At 36.0% G+C, this 20,019-nt stretch carries 23 protein-coding genes; 7 read left to right on the top strand and 16 right to left on the bottom strand.

Annotation, left to right across the window (positions count from 1 at the left end; genetic code table 11):
- Nucleotides 1-51 precede the first annotated feature (51 nt).
- The 9 genes from ABC346_RS04325 to ABC346_RS04285 form a co-directional block, all read right to left on the bottom strand.
- Nucleotides 52-1,227, bottom strand: coding sequence for a GTP-binding protein (locus tag ABC346_RS04325; protein ID WP_413233694.1), 1,176 nt, complete (start codon nt 1,225-1,227; stop codon nt 52-54).
- A gap of 12 nt (nt 1,228-1,239) precedes the next feature.
- Nucleotides 1,240-2,052 carry an FAD-dependent oxidoreductase gene (locus tag ABC346_RS04320; protein WP_413233693.1) on the bottom strand — a complete coding sequence of 271 codons (813 nt, stop codon included), beginning with the start codon at nt 2,050-2,052 and terminating at the stop codon, nt 1,240-1,242.
- Nucleotides 2,053-2,133: 81 nt separating this feature from the next.
- A complete protein-coding gene (locus tag ABC346_RS04315) occupies nt 2,134-2,403 on the bottom strand; it encodes an FAD/NAD(P)-binding protein (RefSeq protein WP_413233692.1) in 270 nt (89 codons plus the stop codon).
- A 26-nt stretch (nt 2,404-2,429) separates the two neighbouring features.
- A complete protein-coding gene (gene rpsN, locus ABC346_RS04310; RefSeq protein ID WP_011067830.1) occupies nt 2,430-2,699 on the bottom strand; it encodes a 30S ribosomal protein S14 in 270 nt (89 codons plus the stop codon).
- A gap of 22 nt (nt 2,700-2,721) precedes the next feature.
- Nucleotides 2,722-3,267, bottom strand: a complete 546-nt coding sequence (gene dcd / locus ABC346_RS04305; RefSeq protein WP_413233691.1) for a dCTP deaminase — start codon at nt 3,265-3,267, stop codon at nt 2,722-2,724.
- Between the two features lie 20 nt (nt 3,268-3,287).
- Entirely contained in the window at nt 3,288-4,949 is a 1,662-nt protein-coding gene (locus ABC346_RS04300; protein WP_413233690.1) for a nucleoside recognition domain-containing protein, read from the bottom strand.
- Nucleotides 4,939-6,054, bottom strand: coding sequence for an NAD(P)/FAD-dependent oxidoreductase (locus ABC346_RS04295; RefSeq protein WP_413233689.1), 1,116 nt, complete (start codon nt 6,052-6,054; stop codon nt 4,939-4,941). The genes ABC346_RS04300 and ABC346_RS04295 overlap by 11 nt, the downstream gene beginning before the upstream one ends.
- A gap of 53 nt (nt 6,055-6,107) precedes the next feature.
- Nucleotides 6,108-7,079, bottom strand: a complete 972-nt coding sequence (locus ABC346_RS04290) for a CobW family GTP-binding protein (protein WP_413233688.1) — start codon at nt 7,077-7,079, stop codon at nt 6,108-6,110.
- A 120-nt stretch (nt 7,080-7,199) separates the two neighbouring features.
- Nucleotides 7,200-7,493 carry a hypothetical protein gene (locus ABC346_RS04285; protein ID WP_413233687.1) on the bottom strand — a complete coding sequence of 98 codons (294 nt, stop codon included), beginning with the start codon at nt 7,491-7,493 and terminating at the stop codon, nt 7,200-7,202.
- Nucleotides 7,494-7,675: 182 nt separating this feature from the next.
- On the opposite strand from ABC346_RS04285, the gene ABC346_RS04280 reads away from it, so the two are divergent.
- Entirely contained in the window at nt 7,676-7,939 is a 264-nt protein-coding gene (locus ABC346_RS04280) for a hypothetical protein (RefSeq protein WP_413233686.1), read from the top strand.
- Between the two features lie 19 nt (nt 7,940-7,958).
- Nucleotides 7,959-8,147, top strand: a complete 189-nt coding sequence (locus tag ABC346_RS04275; protein WP_413233685.1) for a DUF6366 family protein — start codon at nt 7,959-7,961, stop codon at nt 8,145-8,147.
- 44 nt (nt 8,148-8,191) lie between these two features.
- Here ABC346_RS04275 and ABC346_RS04270 read toward each other — a convergent pair whose 3' ends face one another.
- Entirely contained in the window at nt 8,192-9,412 is a 1,221-nt protein-coding gene (locus tag ABC346_RS04270; RefSeq protein ID WP_413233684.1) for a hemolysin family protein, read from the bottom strand.
- A 204-nt stretch (nt 9,413-9,616) separates the two neighbouring features.
- Here ABC346_RS04270 and ABC346_RS04265 point away from each other — a divergent pair, with 204 nt between their 5' ends.
- Complete coding sequence (locus ABC346_RS04265) at nt 9,617-9,796, top strand: hypothetical protein (protein WP_413233683.1); 180 nt, start codon at nt 9,617-9,619, stop codon at nt 9,794-9,796.
- Between the two features lie 121 nt (nt 9,797-9,917).
- Here ABC346_RS04265 and ABC346_RS04260 read toward each other — a convergent pair whose 3' ends face one another.
- Nucleotides 9,918-11,090: a TraB/GumN family protein gene (locus tag ABC346_RS04260; protein WP_413233682.1), complete on the bottom strand. Its 1,173-nt coding sequence runs from the start codon at nt 11,088-11,090 to the stop codon at nt 9,918-9,920.
- A 296-nt stretch (nt 11,091-11,386) separates the two neighbouring features.
- On the opposite strand from ABC346_RS04260, the gene ABC346_RS04255 reads away from it, so the two are divergent.
- Nucleotides 11,387-11,935, top strand: a complete 549-nt coding sequence (locus ABC346_RS04255) for a GNAT family N-acetyltransferase (RefSeq protein ID WP_413233681.1) — start codon at nt 11,387-11,389, stop codon at nt 11,933-11,935.
- 10 nt (nt 11,936-11,945) lie between these two features.
- Here the strand turns inward: ABC346_RS04255 and ABC346_RS04250 are convergent, their stop codons facing one another.
- Nucleotides 11,946-12,290, bottom strand: a complete 345-nt coding sequence (locus ABC346_RS04250; RefSeq protein WP_413233680.1) for a YqzG/YhdC family protein — start codon at nt 12,288-12,290, stop codon at nt 11,946-11,948.
- Nucleotides 12,291-12,478: 188 nt separating this feature from the next.
- Nucleotides 12,479-14,197 (bottom strand): ABC transporter ATP-binding protein, encoded by a 1,719-nt coding sequence (locus ABC346_RS04245; protein ID WP_413233679.1) that lies wholly within the window; start codon nt 14,195-14,197, stop codon nt 12,479-12,481.
- A 215-nt stretch (nt 14,198-14,412) separates the two neighbouring features.
- Here ABC346_RS04245 and ABC346_RS04240 point away from each other — a divergent pair, with 215 nt between their 5' ends.
- The 3 genes from ABC346_RS04240 to ABC346_RS04230 all read left to right on the top strand — a co-directional run bounded on the left by ABC346_RS04240 (nt 14,413) and on the right by ABC346_RS04230 (nt 16,865).
- On the top strand, nt 14,413-15,651 hold the full coding sequence (locus tag ABC346_RS04240; RefSeq protein ID WP_413233678.1) for a Zn-dependent hydrolase: 1,239 nt from the start codon (nt 14,413-14,415) through the stop codon (nt 15,649-15,651).
- Nucleotides 15,652-15,810: 159 nt separating this feature from the next.
- Nucleotides 15,811-16,179: a DoxX family protein gene (locus tag ABC346_RS04235; protein ID WP_413233677.1), complete on the top strand. Its 369-nt coding sequence runs from the start codon at nt 15,811-15,813 to the stop codon at nt 16,177-16,179.
- A 323-nt stretch (nt 16,180-16,502) separates the two neighbouring features.
- Entirely contained in the window at nt 16,503-16,865 is a 363-nt protein-coding gene (locus ABC346_RS04230) for a cupin (RefSeq protein WP_413233676.1), read from the top strand.
- Nucleotides 16,866-17,000: 135 nt separating this feature from the next.
- Here the strand turns inward: ABC346_RS04230 and ABC346_RS04225 are convergent, their stop codons facing one another.
- The 3 genes from ABC346_RS04225 to ABC346_RS04215 all read right to left on the bottom strand — a co-directional run bounded on the left by ABC346_RS04225 (nt 17,001) and on the right by ABC346_RS04215 (nt 20,017).
- Nucleotides 17,001-18,203, bottom strand: coding sequence for a S1C family serine protease (locus tag ABC346_RS04225; RefSeq protein ID WP_413233675.1), 1,203 nt, complete (start codon nt 18,201-18,203; stop codon nt 17,001-17,003).
- 84 nt (nt 18,204-18,287) lie between these two features.
- A complete protein-coding gene (locus tag ABC346_RS04220) occupies nt 18,288-19,073 on the bottom strand; it encodes an MBL fold metallo-hydrolase (protein WP_413233674.1) in 786 nt (261 codons plus the stop codon).
- The gene (locus ABC346_RS04215; RefSeq protein ID WP_413233673.1) at nt 19,070-20,017 is read right to left on the bottom strand and encodes a two-component system regulatory protein YycI; all 948 of its coding nucleotides are present in this window, start codon (nt 20,015-20,017) and stop codon (nt 19,070-19,072) included. The genes ABC346_RS04220 and ABC346_RS04215 overlap by 4 nt, the downstream gene beginning before the upstream one ends.
- Nucleotides 20,018-20,019 lie beyond the last annotated feature (2 nt).

The following is a 20,019-nucleotide window of genomic DNA, read 5'->3' as shown; positions in this document are numbered from 1 at the left end:
CGTAATCATTACGATTTAAATATTAAAAAATACTCTTCTTAGGAAATTTTCCTAACTAAAAGCCGGCAATGGATCTATCAATTTGTTCCAATCGGATTCCATTTCCAAATTCGTCAATAAACATTTATCTAGATCTTTCATGATTGCTTGCTTATCCATCTTTATCCCGATAAAAACTAACTCATTCATCCTGTCCCCATACTTACTATCCCAGTTATCTAATAGATTAGGGTCTTCATTAATCAATGACTCTTGCTCTTCTTTTGGATACGTTGCAATCCATTTACCCGCTCCTTGAATAGAGAGTGAGGTGCCAGCTTGTGAGAGTAATCCGGTAACATCGTTTCTTGAAGCTAACCAGAAGAATCCCTTTGCCCGGATAATCGTATTCGGCCAATTGTTCAACCATTCATTCCATCTTTCTGGATGGAAAGGTCTATTACGGCGATACACAAAAGAACTTATCCCATATTCCTCCGTTTCTGGAATATGCTCTTCATTTAGCTCTTTTATCCAACCAGCCCCTTGGCTAGCTTTTTCAAAATCAAACAAACCCGTATGGAGTATAGCTTCTAATGGTACGACACCATACTTCGTTTTAATAATTTGTGCTTCAGGATTTAATTGCTTAAGAACTGCCATTAATTCTTCCATGTGTTCTTTATCGACTAAATCTACTTTATTTAATATGATTATATTTGCAAATTCGATTTGATCGATGAGTAAATCAATTACTTCTCTTTCATCGCTTTCATTTACTTCTTGATTACGATCTAGCAAACTGTCTCCAGATCCATAATCATCCCAAAAGCGATTTGCGTCCACAACCGTTGCCATCGTATCCAATCTACAATGATCACTAAGATTAATTTTCAACTCCTCGTCCTCATACATAAAACTTTGAGCAACTGGAATTGGTTCTGAAATACCCGAAGATTCGATAACGATATAATCGATATCCAGTTTAGTAAGATTATCTACTTCCTGTATCAAATCTTCTCTTAAAGTACAGCAGATACAACCATTCTGTAACTCTACTAGCTTTTCTTCCGTTCTGCTAAATCCTCCCATCTTTACCATACTTGCATCTATATTTACTTCACTCATATCATTCACGATGACAGCTATTTTTAGATTTTGTTTGTTATTTAATAAATGGTTCAGCAGTGTTGTTTTGCCGGATCCTAGATATCCGCTCAACACCGTGACTGGTACTTTCTTAGACAATTGATTTTCCTCCTATGCGGTTTGTACAATTCGTTCGGTAGCCTTTCTCGCCCCAGCAATATTACGTGAAACTGGCCCTATCTCCAGTTCTGCTAACGCACCTGCAACAAATAGACCATTTTTCCACTCTAATGAGTCGGAGACGATTGGAAACCCACAAGGAGCGCAAGGTAAACCTATATGATCGATGGCATCTTTCAACCATTCTCGTCCCGGCAAAATAGACTCAGAACCAGTTGATAATAGAACTTCATCACCACTTAGCACTTCATCTTGACTCGTTATAAGTTGGATCCCTTGATCTTCTAATTTTGCAGAGACAATCTCTCCATTATAAACATGCAATTTCCCGGCATTTATTTGTTTTTTTACATTTAAATAGACATCCTTTGTAATGGAGCCGCGATACCTAGCCTCTTGGATCACTTCACGCCTTTTCCTATAACTCGTTAATTTATGAAAGCTAGCTAAAAACTTGGGACCAAGCCACCCCGGATCACTGTCAAAACGGTGGATGCGAAACGGATGACGTTTTATTAAAATAACCGAATGAACATCTTTTTGTTTTGACAAATTGGAAGCGAGTTGAGTAGCTGTCATGCCACCACCAACAACGATAATATTCCCTCTGTTAGGGAAGTCTTCTTCTTTCCATTCAAATATATGATTCATACGCTCATTGTCTTTTAATTTTTGTGCCCAACTAGGGTAATGCGGCGCATTATTCACACCTATGGCTAAGATAACACGTTCACCATAGAATATCTGACCTTCTTCTTGTACACTAACTTCCCAACCATCATTACGTTTTGCAAGCTTATTCACATTACCTTGTTTCCAGCAATCTCTTACACCTGTTTTATTCACCAAATTTAAACTATGATCATTAAAAAGATCTAGACGAGGTCAACCATATTTTCCTTTAAAAGGTTGTGCAAAATCATGTAGCTTCGCAAACTTCTTCAAACTATATGGGTCTGCGTCTAGATGATGTACTACCGGTGACCTTAAATACTGCATACCGATTTTACTCGTAGTTCGTTGCCACATTTCTAATGGCTCAGCGTGTGGGTCAATAATAAGCAACTCTTCTGTGGTTACTTTTTTCTGTATAAGTAATCGAGAGGCTACAGAGCATCCCTGTACACCTCCGCCAACAATAATCCATTTATACATAAGACAGTAGCCTCTCCTTTTTTAAATTACCAACTTGATTTCTTCACGCCTGGAATTTGTCCTTTATGCGCATACTCTCTAAAAGCAATTCTAGACATTTTAAACTGTCTCATATATCCTCTTGGTCGTCCTGTTACTTCGCATCTCCCGGTTAACCGAGTCGGTGAAGAATCACGAGGTAATTTTCTTATTGCCTCATAGTCACCTTTTGCCTTTAACTCCCTACGAAGTTCCGCATACTTTTCCACCATCTGTTGTCTCTTTCTCTCTTTTGCTATTTTTGATTTTTTAGCCATACTAATATCACCTTTCTTATTTTTAATTTAGATTTTCTCTATCCATATGGATAGCACTTGTAGTTGTACTTTGTTGTTTACTATACTTTCCTTGATAAGCAGTTGTCGGCTTATCAACTTCCGCAATAACTAATTGGCATATTCTCCTTCCTTCTACTAATTCAATAGGAAATCGATTTGAATTATATAGTTCTAATGTAATTCTGCCTTCAAATCCAGGATCAACCCACCCTGCATTCTGTACGAATAAACCCAATCTCCCTATAGAGCTTCTTCCTTCCACAAATGCAGTAAATTCATTGGATAATCTCACCCATTCCTTTGTTGTTGCTAACATAAATGAATGAGGAGGAATCATAATCGAATCACTTTCACCAATGAATATATCTTGGTAAGTTCCTTCTTCTTTCATAGAAATTTTACTTGTTATATATTCATTTAATACTTGAAAATGCTGTCCAAGTCTTAAATCAATAGATGCAGGTTGAATATTTTCATAATCTAATGGTTCAATTAATACCTCTTTTTTATCTAGTTTTTCTCTGATTGTTTCACTAGATAGAATCAATCCTTATCACCACCTTACAGTTAGTTATAGATTGCATATAAGATCATCGATAAAATAAACGTGCTTACAATCGATGTAATAAATTGTTTGGAAAAAGTACTTAATGCATATTTATAGCCTAATTCCTTTGTTATCGAATACAGTGTGACCAAGCAAGATGAAATGGTAGATGCTAAGTAAACGACAATAAATAATTGCCAAACTTCAATTGATTGTAATAGAGAGCCTTGTCCTTCGTTTAAAATCATCATTCCATCTTTTCGAAAGATAGAAAATACGACACCTGGAGCAACTTCTGCTGGTAACGAAAATATTCCTAATAATGGCGCTATGCCTACCGATAAAATATCGATTACATCAAAATAGTTAAGAGCAGAAGCAATCAGACATATCAATATAAAGATAGGCATTGCTTGGAGAAGAAATTGCTTCACAATCGTTTTAACACGAAATACAGTCCCTCTCCATGTCATTCGTTGTAAATATGGAAGAGAACTCACCATTGCAGATGGCGCATCATTTTTTTGCCATAATCTCGTATGGAGTGCCCCAACAAAAAACAGAACGAGAATATAAGGAACAAATAATAAAGGGTATCCAGCTGCTCCAAATAATGATAAAGATGCCCCAATCTGATAACTACACGCAGAACCAAATGAAATCATGGAAATACATGCGCCTCTAGTACAGCTACTACAACTTCTACTTTGCATTACTGCCACTACATTACAACCAAATCCGGTTAATACTGGAATTAAATCTCTACCAGTTAATCCTATTTTTCTCAAGTATGGATCCAATGCATGAGTAATATGTTCTTGTATGCCTGTCTCTTCTGTTATCGATGTACTTATACCCATAAGAATAACGACTGGAAAAGCCCACAGGAACGAGAACCATCCAAGTGTCAGCACACCATATTGACCGATAAATAATTCTTGTGTCCAATCAGAATAATTCATAAAAATATTTTCCAGCGGCGCAATAATAATATTTTCGGTGATTGGCTCGAAGTAACTGGAAAATAGATAAGCCAGGAAGACCGGAAAAGCAAACATACAAATCATTAATACTATAGATATCAAGGGACCAAAGCATCGATGCACCATCAAAGCTTCAAACCAATTATCTCTTTTACTTTCTTTCTCTGATGGAAGAAATTCCAATATATGTCTGTTTAGCTTCCATTCTGAAGAAAGAGAAAATGACTCTAGAATGTCCTTTAAATCAACGGAATCCAGCAGCCGACTATTACACCAGTTGACTGGTACGTTTAATAGACCTCTAATGAACTGTTTCTCTTTTTCCGTCGGATGATATTTATCTTTATGCGTCGCGATAACTGTGATATTTTTCCCTCTCAAGTTCAACTGATCTTCCAATAATTGAAGTTCCTCTTTTAAACGAGAACCTTTCACCACAAGAATCAGTTGGTCTAAATCCTCCGTCTGCTCTAACGTCATTTTCGTTGTATAGCTGTCATCTTCATAACGAATTCCCGGAGTATCCACAATTTGAATCGTAGGTGCTTCTTTTATAAAACCAGCAGTAAGTACGACTGTAGAACCTTTTATATTCGTTTCCACGCCTGCTTGATTTCCTGTTAATTGCCTAAATATAGCAGACTTACCTACAGATTCTAGACCCACTAAAGCAAATGTTTGTTTTGAGTTAGCACTCACAACGTTCTCCACAATTGGAAAGATCATATAGGTAGAAATTTTCATTTTTGTACATTTCTAGAACATCTGTATTTAAAGCTAATCTCATTGCAATTTCTTCAGCTACCACAGCAAATCTTTGTCGAAATTTATAAATATAACAAAACACATGACTCCCATGCCTTAATTCGGGACCAGCAAGAAAAAGATTATTGCATTTTGTAGATTCATCCTTATCATTAACTAATGGCTCACCATAATTTCCATATTGAAAAAGGTTGGAGATACGTGACGTACTTCCTTTAAATCCAGTTGCTAAAATTGGTCGTTGTGAAGTTGTGAATCTCCTGCCTCCCTGTGTATATACACGATATTTATCATCTTTCTTTTCCACAGAAACAACGGTTTGGTTCTGTACTAAATCTATTCTTCCATTCATCATTGATTCGCTTAATCGCTTATAGGTATATGGCGTTAAAGCCGTACTAGGATCACTACTATCAATCTCCCATGTCGGGGTTTTTGCAATAAGTGTGGAACTTTTCTGTCCTTTATCTAATTGACAAACGGCGTCAACTCCACTTTCATACCCACCTATTACGATATATTGTTCTGAATCCATTTCTTCCCATGATTGAATTTGGCTACTATGAAGACAGTGCTCTGCTCCAGAAATAGCTTCTACATCCGGATACTGATACTCACCAGCTGCCCAAATAACAAACTTACTTAATACCTCTCCTTTTGATGTCTCTACTTCAAAAAGTTGATCCTTTCTTTTATTCAGATTATATACTTCTACTTCCTCTTCTACTGGTAGATCATAATGCTCCACTAGTAAGTCTAAGTATTCCGCATAATCTTCTCCGGTGGGGTGTTCTTCATCTAATGTATAAGCTGGCGAGGTTTTTGGAGCAATCGCATTTAAATCCGTCTGCCCGAATCCTTGCGCTGGAAAAGAAGGAGTGATAAACCTCATTTCTTTTGGCCAACGATTGAAGGTCTCTCCTATGGTTCCTTTATCAACTATACAAAAACTCTCACACCCCATCTGTTTCAGCAATATTCCTATACCTATTCCTGATGCTCCAGCTCCAACGATTAGAACATCATAGTGTTTAACCATCTTATTCCTTCTTTCTACATCGTAACGATTACGATTAAACTTTTAAAATTTTTTTACCTTGAGATACACTTTTGAAATTGTTCCTTCAATTTTTGCTTGTTTAAGTCTTTTCCGATAAATACCATCTCGCTTCTTGGTGAAGCATCTCCCCATTCGGTTTGTTCCTCTGCTGCAAACAACATATGAACACCTTGGAAAATATACTTTTTCTTTTTTCCATTGATATATAAAATACCTTTGTAACGGTATAGACTTTCTCCAAGTATTTGAACTAGATAAGAGAACCACAGATTTAGTTTTCCTAAATCTAGAGGTTTTGTTTCTATTAACGATAAAGAAGTCACGTTATCATGATGGTGATGGGTCTCATGTAAAAATGTAGGACGCATTTGTAATTTATCCTTTAAATCGAATGAATAAAGATTAGTAACTTTATTTATATCAATATTACTGTTTGTTGTTTCATATATAGTAGCAAACGGATTTATCTTTGTTATTCTCTCTTTCAACATTTCTAACTGATCACTAGAAATTAAATCCATCTTATTCAACAAAATATTATCTGCAAATGCTACTTGGCTGAGTGATTCATCTTTCTGATCTAAATGCATGGAAATATGCTTACTATCCACTATCGTACAGACACTATCAATGTCGAATGCTTCCATCATTTTCGGATCCATTAAAAATGTTTGAACAATCGGTGCCGGATCTGCTAAGCCAGTTGTTTCTATTACTACTCTATCGAATTCAATCATTTCTTGTTCTCTTGTAAATAAAAGCATCGATAATGTGTCAATTAAATCTTTGCGTACATTACAGCATATACATCCTTGATTGATTTCAATAATCTCTTCTTTTGTCTTTTCTATTAATTGATCATCAATACCAATATCACCATATTCGTTTACGATAATAGCAATTTTTTCATTTGTTTGATGGAGGAGGTGGTTTAAAAAACTTGTCTTACCTGCACCTAAATATCCTGTCACTATAGTAACCGGCGTCCTTGCATTCTTTTCCATATTTTTAAAGCTCCTCTAAAATGAATTCTTAACAAATCGTAATCATTACGAATAAAAAACCAAAAAAATATGAACCCATAGGCAAGTTCAATGTAATATCAAGTACAGTGGATAAATTTCTTATAATTTACTTTTCCAGTAAAGAAATGTTTTTCTTTTTTCTAGTTTTCTTGTCACTTTTTCATCGATATCACTTAACTGTTCTAATAATTCTTCTAATGATACACCCAGCTTCTCCGCAATCCTTTTATGAGGAGAGTAAATCGAAACTAAATTCCTCAGTTGTTCATAGGTATCCGCCTCGTGAATCAGAATATCTTCTATTTCTATAAATGCTTGGTAAATTTGTCTCTCCTTTTTTGGTAATTCATTTACTATGTTAGAAATCAGCTCTTCTTCTAGATGTTCATACACGCTAACACTCCTTAACACAAAACGTAATCATTACGATTTAAAGAACACTATATCATTGTATGATTCTTTTTACAAGAAAATAACCACATATTTTTAGAAACGATTATAATGGGAGGATTTACGTTCATCTTTTTTTATGCCAATATATACTGTATACAACAAGAAATTGAGGAGTACTCGTCATGAAAAAAATCACGCATCTTATTCTGTTTATCATTAGTATCGCCATCATGATCGGTATCTCATTTATTCCTGCACTTCAAACAGTTACTACAAATGGTGATCAATACCTAGGCATTCCTGCATTTTGGTTAGTTATCTATACAAGTGGAAGCTTTGGGTTTCAATGGGCAGGTTTTTTACTTAATCTCCTCGTGATATATGTCATCGTCCTCGTTGTTACGAAGGTTTATCAATTATTCTATCGATTCATCACATCTTCATAAAATTAGGGGAGTGAAACAAATGAATAATGGCCAAGAGCGACCGGAACAACAAAGAGAAAAATTAAGACAAGAAGAGTTAAAGCATCCTGCTAGCAGTTCACAAGGAAGTAACCTCGCTGATCTTGTTGGTGGTATGGGGTGGAAAGGAACGTTAATCCTACTCCTTATTCTTCTCCTGATTGCTGTCGTTGTATCTTTCATTATGTAAAAAAAGAAAAGCAACTGTACTAGTTGCTTTTCTTTTATATCTATTTATTTTATAATCTGTACGCGACTGATATATCGAGAATCTACTTCTAAGATGTGGAAGGTTAAGTTCTCTCTCTCTAACACATCTCCTTCTTTTGGAAACTCTGTAAAGTGCGTTAATAAATAAGCAGCTAGTACATCTTCATCCTCAGGAATATCTGTATCAAACGCATTATTTAATTGATGCAGTGTAATTTTTCCATCACATATAATTTGCGTATCAGTTAATTTCTCAATTAATGCATCTTCTTTTGCATCCATTTCATCTTCAATTTCTAAACCAATCATCGCTTCAATAATATCTTCATGCGTAACAATACCTTCCGTACCACCATACTCATCTAGCACAATGGCCATATGTTTCTTTTCTTGAGTCATTTTACGGAATACCCACTCAATATTATTAAATTCATAAATATAAAGTGGATCTGTATCGCTAAAGTTTGAAAAAGGTTGCCCCTTATCATCCGTCCACGCAATTAAATATTTGGAATGAAACACACCAATGATATCATCAATATCTTCATCATAGACAGGATATCTTGTAAATGGATTCGCAAGTACAAGTTCTTTTACCTCGTCGTATGTAGCCGTATTTTCTAAAGCAACAATTTCTACCCTTGGTGTTTTTAATACGTCTTTTACATTTAAGTTATAAAAATCAAGCGCTCCACGGATACGAGAGCTCTCCTCTTTACGGAATGTTCCTTCAGAGTCAGCGATATCCACAATTGCTCGAAGTTCTTCTTTTGAAACAGACTCTGTTTGTGCTTGTCCTTTAGAAAGAAAGTTCGTGATGAAACCGGTCAGTCCATTTAATAAAATTGTAATTGGTTTTAAGACGGTCACTACCAGTCGAATAATTGGATACACAAGGTTAGCTATTTGATTCGGAAAACTTGCCGCAATTGATTTTGGAATTACTTCTGAGAATATAATAATAGTGATCGTTAAAATTGCAGAAGCTAGTCCTACATTAAAACCATACTGCACAGCCATCATCGTTACCAAGGTTGGCAACACGATGTTAGCAATGTTGTTCCCTATTAAAATAGCCGTGATAAATTCACTCGGCTTCGATACTAAATTCAGCAATTTTTCCGCTTTTTTGTCACCATTATTCGCTTTTGATTGTAATTTCATTTTATTTGTAGCCGTTAATGCGGTTTCACTTCCAGAGAAGAAAAATGAAACAAATAATAAAAATATGATCGCAATGATCACGAGTTAATTCCTCCCAATTCCATATATTGAATATTAATACTATCATAACGGATTTATAGTCATCTACGCTATTATAATGTATTGATGTAGCATCTTTTTTTATATTATTTTCATAAACTGTCAAATTTAACCCTATTTCATGTTTGATACGTAGAAATAGCGTAAATATACTTAGTAAGAATGTTAAAAAGCAGGTGTATTAAATTGAGAAAAAAGCAAGACCTACAAGAAAAAATTGATCAACTTGAAAGACGTATGGATCATGCTTCTGAGAGCAAGTTGAATCATAATCAGTTCATGAAATTATCGAAAGAAAAAGATACACTCATGAACGAATTAGCACAACTAAAACAGGCAGAATTAGAAGGACGCGTATCGTATTAACGCGTTCTTTTTTCATATAAACACTATAAAAAAAGTTCCTCCACTAAAAAATATGAAGGAACTTATTTCTTTTCTGAATTAAACAAGTCGATTTAGGACGCAGAACTGATTATGAATTTTATCAACCAAATAAGTTATTAATAAATACTCGAACAACGTCAACTCCACCTATAAATGTACCAAGTGAGCTACCTAAATTGGCTAAAACAACGACGAGCAAGATTCGTGTTACTTTGTTTTGCCAAAACCCTTTTACGGAGTGGACATCATCCGCCAGTTGATCAAAATCCCCAACATTTGGTCGTTTAAAATAGGCTTGAACAAACCCTGCAAACCACCCGGCAGCAAGCAATGGATTCAATGATGTAATTGGAGCAGCGACAAATGCAGTTAAGATTGCTAACGGATGTGCAAATGCTGCTGCAGCGCCAATCGCAGATAATGATCCATTCCATAATATCCAGCTTAGCGTTTGTTGCCAACCAGCTTGCGGGTTCATCATAAAGGTATAGGCGATAATTGCAATAATTACAATTGGAATCGACCATCCTATGATTTTTGGAACGTTGGATTTCTTTGGTCGCTCCGTTAATTTATTCAGGTCATGTTCCTTTTCAATTTCTTTTGTAATTCCCGGAACATGCGCTGCTCCAAGTACAGCAACAATTTTTTCTCCAGGGGCTTCTTTTATTTTTTGTGAAAGGTATTGGTCACGCTCATCAATTAATGGTTTTTTCAAATCTGGGAAGTATTCGGTAAATTCTTTGAGCATTGCATTAATCGTATCTTGTTGCTTCATTTTCTCCATTTCTTGCTCTGTAATTTCCTCATTACTAAAAATACTACCTACTACTTGCATCATTAACATTGCTTTTCCTTTTAGGTTAATATTTCCCCAAATACGTGCAAATGTAATTTGAATATCACGATCGGCTAATACTAATTCTGCATTATGTTCTTTCGCCGATTCAATTCCTTGAATCATTTCCTCGCCCGGGCGAATACCAAATTGTTTTGCCATTCTTTTTTGAAAGGAGGAGATCGCCAAGTTCATCAATAGCATAACCGCTTTTTTATCTTTAATGACTTGAAAAATGTCTGTATCCTTCCACTTATTTCCTTCCATCACTGATTGATATCGTTGTGCATCAAGCTCAATACACACCGCATCTGGTTGTTCTTGATCAATGACTGTTTTTACTTGTTCAGCACTGTTTTTTGAAACATGCGCTGTTCCAATTAAAATATATTCCTTATTTCCTCTATGTATCCGTGTAATAGTTTCTTCCGACATGGTAGGACCTTCCTTATCTAATATGAAATAGAGTCTATCCGTGGATTTTACAAACAATTAGTAACTGATTACAGCTGCGATTCTCATTTTTTGGTGAGGAGCTATAAATTTCACATACACTATAATTAATCTTTTTGTTCCAATTCGCTACGTGTTTACATAGCCTATCATATCTATTGTAATACATTTCTGTCTAGTTCGTGAACTTCAATGCTGTTTATCTTACTTATAATGTAGATCACATAAAATCTTTTTATGTTAAAATAATGATACCTAAGCTAGGGGGCATGATACGTATGTTCAGCTATGTAATTGATAATCAAACCAAGCTTCGTCAACTAAAACTAAAAGACGCAAAAGATATGTTCAATGTTATAGATCAATCACGTGATTATTTGCGAGAATGGCTTCCTTGGGTGGATACTACCAAGAAAGCGGAGGACAGCCTTTCATTTATTGATCAAACAATTCGAAATGCAGAGAATCAACGAGCTTTAACGTTGGGTATTTTTGTTGACAAAAAGTTTGCAGGGTTAGTGGGATTTAATTATTTTGATTGGCATAATAAAATTGCTCCAATTGGTTATTGGTTAGCACCTCAATATCAAGGAAACGGTATTATGACAGCGTCTGTCCGTTCATTGATTGATATCGGTTTTCATGAAATTGGTTTAAACCGGATCGAAATTCGAGCAGCTGTTCAAAATCAAAAAAGCCGCTCTATACCAGAACGACTTGACTTCAAGGAAGAAGGACTCATTCGCCAAGGAGAATGGCTATATGATCATTATGTCGATCTAATCATGTACGGAAAGTTAGCAAGTGAATGGTATCGATTCAGATAAGCCTAAATCATTATCTTGATGTCTCTTTAAATTGGATATTTGTTATTTTTTCCGTATCGGTATCAAAATGAATATCAATAATGACACCGAACTCTTTCGTCTCTCCTTCAAGCCATAGTTTGAAAGTTTCTATCGTCTCTTGATTGTTTGTTTTTCTGCCAACATGTAAGTAATCCACTACTTTATCTTCAGGATATTTGGCTTTTACTTCTTGTACGGCAATTCTGCCCCATTTCGCATAAGCAGGATCTGGTGGAGCATCATTTCCCGGTGCTCCAAGCGCACTCATCGGAAGCATCAAAGCTAATACCACTATCATCAAAAAACTTAAAAATAACTGCTTTTTATCCTTCATTTTATAAAAACCTCCTGTTTGATAAGCATCACCTATAGCATTTCTCATCATCAGAAAATTATGTTTGAAGAAGGATGATGCATCAATTTTTATTCCCCGGGAAATATCGACAAGTAAAAAAGCTTCCAAATAGAGCTGCCAGGATTCACACATTAAAAAATGCCGACATAGCGTCGACATTTTCTATTTTATTTCTTCATTTGTACATCATGTAAATGCGCGAATAATCCGCGTTTTTGCAACAAGTCTTCATGTGACCCTTCTTCTTCAATTCCATTTTTAGTAACGACCATGATTCGATCTGCTTCCTTAATCGTTGCAAGTCGATGGGCAATTACAATCGTTGTTCGGCTTTCAGCAAGCTCATTCAATGCTGTTTGGATAATCATTTCTGTTTCTGTATCCAATGCGGAAGTCGCTTCATCTAAGATTAAAATTGGCGGGTTCTTCAAGAACATACGCGCAATCGCAATCCGCTGTTTCTGTCCACCTGATAGTTTTAAACCACGCTCTCCAACTTGCGTTTCATATCCATTCGGAAGTTCATTAATAAAATCTTCCATATGGGCACGTTTTGCAGAAAGCTCGATTTCCTCATTGGTCGCATCTAATTTCCCGTACGCAATATTTTCTCGTAATGTTCCAGTAAATAGAAATACGTCTTGCTGTACGACACCGATTTGACTACGTAACGATTCTTTCGTCATATCACGAATATCGATACCGTCAATTGTTATGGAACCCTTGGTTACATCATAAAAACGTGGAATTAATGCTGATATGGTTGTTTTACCAGCACCAGATGGTCCTACAAATGCAACGGTTTCTCCCGGGTTTACGGTGAAGCTCATATTGTTCAATACCGCACGATGAGATTCTTCATAACCAAACGTTACTTCTTGAAATTGTATATTACCTTTTAATTCATCAACTTCCACAGCGTCTTCTTTATCTTGTACATCTGGATTCACTTTCATTAAATCTGTAAATCGTTTAAATCCAGCCATTCCTTTTGGATATAATTCTAATAAAGCAGTAATTTTGTTGATTGGTGTTGTTAAGACATTGACAAATAAAATAAAACTAACTAATTCCCCAGCTGTGAGTTGCCCTTGATACGTTAACCACGCGCCAATTACTAATACGGCTAACGTCATTAAACGCATTAATAAATAAATGTTGGAATGGACAATTCCCATTACCTTATAGGCCCCAACTTTTGCTAAACGGAACTTTTCATTATCTTTTTGGAAACGTTCTTTTTCAAATGTTTCATTCGTAAACGATTGTACGACACGGACACCTGATACCGCATCTTCCACACGTGCATTCACATCGGCAATATTTCCGTACATTTTCTTCCAAGCTTTATTCATGCGAATATTTCCATATGTAATCAAGAAGATTAAAATTGGCACTAAAATTAAGATAATCATCGCCAATAATGGATTTATCGTAAACATAATAATGAAAGCACCGATAAAGGTCATAATCGATATGAAAAAGTCCTCTGGTCCATGGTGGGCAAGCTCTCCTAGATCAAATAAGTCATTTGTAATTCGACTCATAATATGTCCGGTTTTTGTATTATCAAAAAATCGGAATGATTGTCGCTGCACTTGATAAAACAAGTCTCTTCTCATATCTGTTTCTATATTAATACCAAGCTTATGTCCTAAATAAGCGACGACATATTGTAAATACGTACTTATGATATAAACCAATAATAGCAGGATAGCTACCGTTACAACCGCATTCCAGTCTTCTCCAGGCAGTAGCCGATCAATAAACCATTGTACAGCAACTGGAAAAGCAAGTTCTAATAATGCGACAAATACCGCAGCTGAAAAATCTATAATAAATAAGCGCTTATGTGGCTTATAATAAGAAAAAAACCATTTTAACATTCCTGTGAACCCCCTCTTTTAGACACCTAAATGAAATTATATAGTTTATTTCAATCCGTGACAATATACTTATTCGACAATTATTTACTTTGTTCGAAATTGCTTGACGAGATTGTCCACCATTATGTATTTTTAATTGTCATATTAATCAAATAGTATTACCATTAATACCATCACTTTTTTTCGTGTATCTTATAAAATGGAGGAGAATTAACATGACCAATCTTCAAACTCGAATTGAAGAACAAATTGATAACATAAGTAAATTTACAGCTACTCCAGGTCAAGGAACAACAAGGCTCACTTATAGCCAGGAAGACAAACAGGCACGGGAATATATCAAAAATAAAATGATGGAATATGGTTTACAAGTTCGTGAAGATGGCTTTGGAAATATTTTTGGAAAATTAGATGGGACTATACAGGATGCTCCAAGTATTCTGATTGGTTCTCATTTTGATTCTGTTCCAAATGGTGGTTCTTATGATGGTCCAGCAGGAGTAGTAGCAGGTCTAGAAGTTTCTGCATTATTTAAAGAAAATAACCTTAGACCAAAATATCCGCTAGAAGTCATTGCTCTTATTGAAGAAGAAGGATCAAGGTTTGGCGGAGGATTGATGGGGTCAAGAGGAATGACTGGTTTACTTCGTGAAGAAGATTTTCAAGAACTCACGGATCAAAACGGTGTCTCCACCTTAGAGGCAATGAAGGAAATCGGACTAGACCCATCACTCCCCAAAAAGAGAGCCCCGGAAACAATCAAGGCGTATCTAGAATTGCATATTGAACAAGGACCTATTTTAGAAGATAAAAAAATTCCAATTGGTGTAGTAGAAGCAATTGTCGGTCTAACTCAATTTGAAATTACGGTGGAAGGTCGAGCAGGACATGCCGGTACAACACCAATGGATCGTCGTTCAGATGCTTTAGTGAGTGCAGCACATATTATCGCTCAAATTCCTTCCCTGGCTAAGGAGGAAGGTGAAGGTACCGTTGCTACTACAGGAAAACTAAATGTTTTTCCGAATGGTTCCAATGTCATTCCCAGTAAGACTGTCTTCACAGTAGATATCCGTTCTGGCAAAGAAGAACATATCAAGAATGTAATTCGTAATTTGAACGAATTGGTAGATTCCTTCAATAAAGATGAGATACAAATCACGGTTAGTCAGCAATTATATATGGAGCCGAGAGCAATGAATCCAAATATTATCTCCCAGCTAAAGAAAGCTAGCAGTAATTTAGATATACCTTATTGTTCTATTAATAGTGGAGCTGGTCATGACGCAATGGTTTTAGCTGAAGTTGCAGATGTCGGCATGCTTTTCATCCCTAGTAGAGATGGAGTTAGTCATACCCCAGAAGAATGGTCCGACTCACTAGATATTGCCAAAGCCGTTGAGATTTTATTTGAAACTGCCAAGAAATTAACAGAGGTTGAGGTGTTTGATTAATGAAGCAATAAAAAACAATTATATAGAATTAATAGCCATTCGCCATAAATTATAGCGTCATAACAATATACTTATTCGAAATGTTTACTTTCTTTATGATTGCTTGGCAAGTTTGTCCACAACCTTGCATACAGTGAAATAAGAAGGGAGGTTATACTTTTGTTACCGAATAAGTTTATTTGTTATGTATTGGGGTATGTATTTATTATATCTGGTCTAATAAAACTCATCGACCCAACCAGAAGAGGAATGTTCCATGAATTAGCACTGCCTTTTCCGGAAACCCTATTCTTTCTTGTCGCTATGATTGAATTTCTAGCAGGTATGTTACTCATCGGCCGGATCTATCTTCATCTAGCCATTCCACCACTTATATTCATCATGATTGGCGCACTATTTTTTGCAAAAATCCCGATCCTTTGGACAGAAGGTCTATTATCTTTCTTATTTGCTTCGCGTTTAGACATAGTTTTACTGGTTTTACTAGTATTGCTTTGGCAACACGTAGGCAATTGGAAAAAAATATAGATTTTACGCACATGCATTTGTGGAAAACATCTGCGTAAGTGTAAAAATCTGTTTATATCCTCCAAATCATTGTAAGTTATCCACAATTTTATACACATATGCACAAATGTTCGTAGTTATTTTGTGTCCGAACATATCTTCTACACCAAATATAGATTTTCTTATGAAAGTTATCCCCGTATTGTGAATAAGTTTCAATTTCTGTGGATAAATAATTTGAATTCACGTACATCAAGGCTGTTAACGATTCCAGAACACCACAAGGGTTTTTCCATTACTATGTCGAAAAATAAATGTATCCTATTTGAAAGGAAGTTATCTGTTTGAAGATTTATTGTTTTAATAAACAATACGGTCAGCATATTACCCATTTCGATTCAAATTTTATTATGACTAGAATACTTCAGACCAATTATGAGACGAGAATTGGATGCATGCATCTAGAGAACAACGGCATCATTGGATATCATCAAGCATCCGTAGATCAACTACTTCTTATCGTCAACGGAGATGGGTGGATTCGTACCTCAGATACAGATCAAACAGCTATTCATTCTGGACAAGCGGTTTTCTGGAAAAAAGGAGAATGGCATGAAACAAAAACATCAACTGGCTTAACCGCTATTGTAATTGAAAGTTCTCCACTAAATCCCGACCTATTTTTAACACAATTAGCAAAGAAATAATAATTATCCACAGAAAAAGGCGCTACTGCGAGATACACTAGTTAAAGAATTACTTGGAAAAATGATTTTTCCATAGCTTTAGTCAGTGCTCACAGAAAGCGCCTATTTTACTTTAATTAAGTTTCACGCTATCCCTTATTGACTTCCCAATGTTATAGTCGCATTCATTTGACGACCATCTCGATAAAATGTCAGTTCGACTTCATCGCCAATTTCTTTTTCTTGATATAATATCTTTCTCAAATCAATCATATTATGAATTGGCTCTCCATCCATTTCAACGATGACATCTAATTCTTGTAAGCCTGCTTTATCTGCAGGAGATAATCGTTCCACTGTCCATACATATACTCCACCAGTAACTTCGCGTGGTAGATTTAATGAGTTTCTCCATTCATATTGCGGGAGTTCCTCTAAGGAATAAATTTCTACTCCTAAATATGGACGGGTTACTTCACCTGTTGTTTCAAGCTCTTCAATTACAGGAAGTGCGCTATCAATAGGAATGGCAAAACCAATACCTTCCACAGCATCTTCATTAATCTTCATCGAGTTAATCCCGATTAATTGCCCATTAATATTTATAAGTGCTCCGCCACTATTACCAGGGTTAATTGCAGCATCAGTTTGGATGACTTCTGCTTGCCAATCTGCACGCCCATCCATATCAAAATCCATTGGAATAGTACGTTCCTTCCCACTTATTACACCTTGTGTTACTGTACTAGAAAGATATAACCCGAGAGGATTTCCAATAGCAATTGCTGGCTCACCAACTTTTATCGTTGATGAGGTTCCCATTTCAATCACTGCATCTACTTCCAATCCATCCATTCTTAACACCGCTAAATCTGTAAATATGTCGCTTCCGATAATCTCTGCTTCAATATGTGTTTCATCATGCATAACCACTTCAACAGTGTCCGCTCCCTCAATAACATGATGATTAGTAACGACGTAAGCAGTATCCCCCTCCAGTTTGTAGATAACACCTGAACCGGTACCAGCTTCGACACCATCTTCTTGTGACCAAAAATCATTTCCTTGTTGAAAATTTGTAATACCAACCACTGCGGGAGTGACTTCGCTAACTACATCGGTCAATTGTGTGGATACATCTACTTGTAAAGGTTGAACATTCGGTGAAGGCTCTAAATCTGGATTATTTTCTTCTGTAGAGGTCGCTTGATTAGTATCTCGACCATCTTCGTGATTCAAAAAGAGGTCAGGGACAATAACTAATATCACTATCCCACCGAGTACAATACCTGTTAATAATGGAATAAACCAGGTACTTTTTCGTTTCTTTTTTTTATAAGATTGGTCATAATATCCCATATATCGATCTCCTTATCGGTTTCTATACCTAAGTATTCCCTAAAGATCGTAAAACATAAACCTTTTAAATCCGAATTCACTACCTTAACCAACTTCGTATAAAGGCGTTGCCAGTCTTGGGTCTGTATGATGCAATTCCACCTGAATTCCTCGTTCATCCAGCACTTGTTTAACCGACATATGAGCAAGATCTTTCATATTATTATCCAAACTTAAATGAGCTAAATAAATCCGCTTCGTACGATTTGATATGATATCGGTAAGTGCAAGACCACAATCCTCATTCGATACGTGACCCGAATCTCCGAGAATTCGTCTTTTGACACTCCACGGATACGGTCCCATACGAAGCATACCTACATCATGGTTTGCTTCAAATATATATGCATCGGCATCTTCCACCGTTTTCTTAATTCGCTCCGATACATAACCTAAATCCGTAACGAGCGCTACTTTTTTCCCATCATGACGGAATGTATAAAACATCGGCTCCGAAGCATCATGGGATACACCGAACGACTCCACCTCCAAATCTCCGAAACTGCGAACAGATTCCATATCAAAGGTAAATTTCTGATCAAGTGGAATTTTACCTATCGATTGATCCATCGCATGCCACGTTTTTTCATTTGCATAGATTGGTAGTTGGTATTTACGTGCTACAATTCCTAATCCCTTAATATGATCACTATGCTCGTGCGTCACAAGAATACCATCTAATTGTTTCGGATCTACCTGAATGCTTTGAAACAACTCATCTATTTTTTTGCCACTTAATCCTGCATCCACCAGCATCTTTTGTTGTTCTGTTTCTATATAAAATGCGTTCCCAGTACTGCCTGAGGCTAGTACACTAAAACGTAGGGTCATTCATCTTCACTCCCGATTTCTTCCAGCTTTCCTTCCATCAGTTGTATGATGTTTTCTCTAATTTCGTTTTCCTCATCTAATCGTCTTGCTTGCACTAAAATATTTTCATTAATGGTATCCGTAAAAAATTTCGTATAGTCCCCTGGATAAATAATTCCTTCAAAACCATTAACAAAATAATCAACCGTGTCCTCAATGGTCACTTTCCAAGTGGGGGCAAAGACAATTTCTCCACCATCTTCAGGATCAATACGAGAGTAATATCCTATATCAATTTCACTCACTTCCTGATCTTGCCTCAGGTAACTACTATTATTGCTCCGTAACAAATAGCCAATAGCCGTTTTGGGAGACACAATCGATCTATCCCCTTGTTTCTCATGATCTCCAAGCATGGTTTGCGTATAATGTGTGATTTCGTTGTCATCATTTAAATATAAGAGTAATATTGCTTGCTGATTAAGAAATAATGGTGCACCTTCTTTTGTTTGAAAGAAAGCAATAATATTTAAATCTTTATTCCATGTACCATAGGTATACTGACCAGCCTGTATGACATAAGGTGCAACAATACTTTGAAGCATTTCTCTTTCCGCACCTTCTTCTGGCATCTCAATAGGCTCTTCAAATTGTGCAAAGAGAAGTGTCTTATCTAAGCTCATAGTCGCTTCTACTCCATCTATACTATTTAGTTCTTCTACTTCACTTGATTTAAATAAACGCTGAGCCACGGATAAATAGCTTAAATCAGGAACTTCTCTATTAAGAATAGCATCATCAATTTGAATGTTTTCTGATTCCAATTCTTCATCTAACGTCGGATCATCGCTACTTAAAGATGGTAAATCATATTGGTCTTGACGTTGAACAAATTGAAAAAGCAAATAAATATTTAGGACAAGGAAACTGAGAATAAAAAGTGTTTTTATATGAGACCATTGCATCC

This window comes from Oceanobacillus phoenicis, assembly GCF_047238145.1.
Classification (GTDB): Bacteria; Bacillota; Bacilli; order Bacillales; family Amphibacillaceae; genus Oceanobacillus.
Note: the sequence above shows the minus strand (reverse complement) of the source record. Positions and strands in the feature narration are given on the sequence as shown.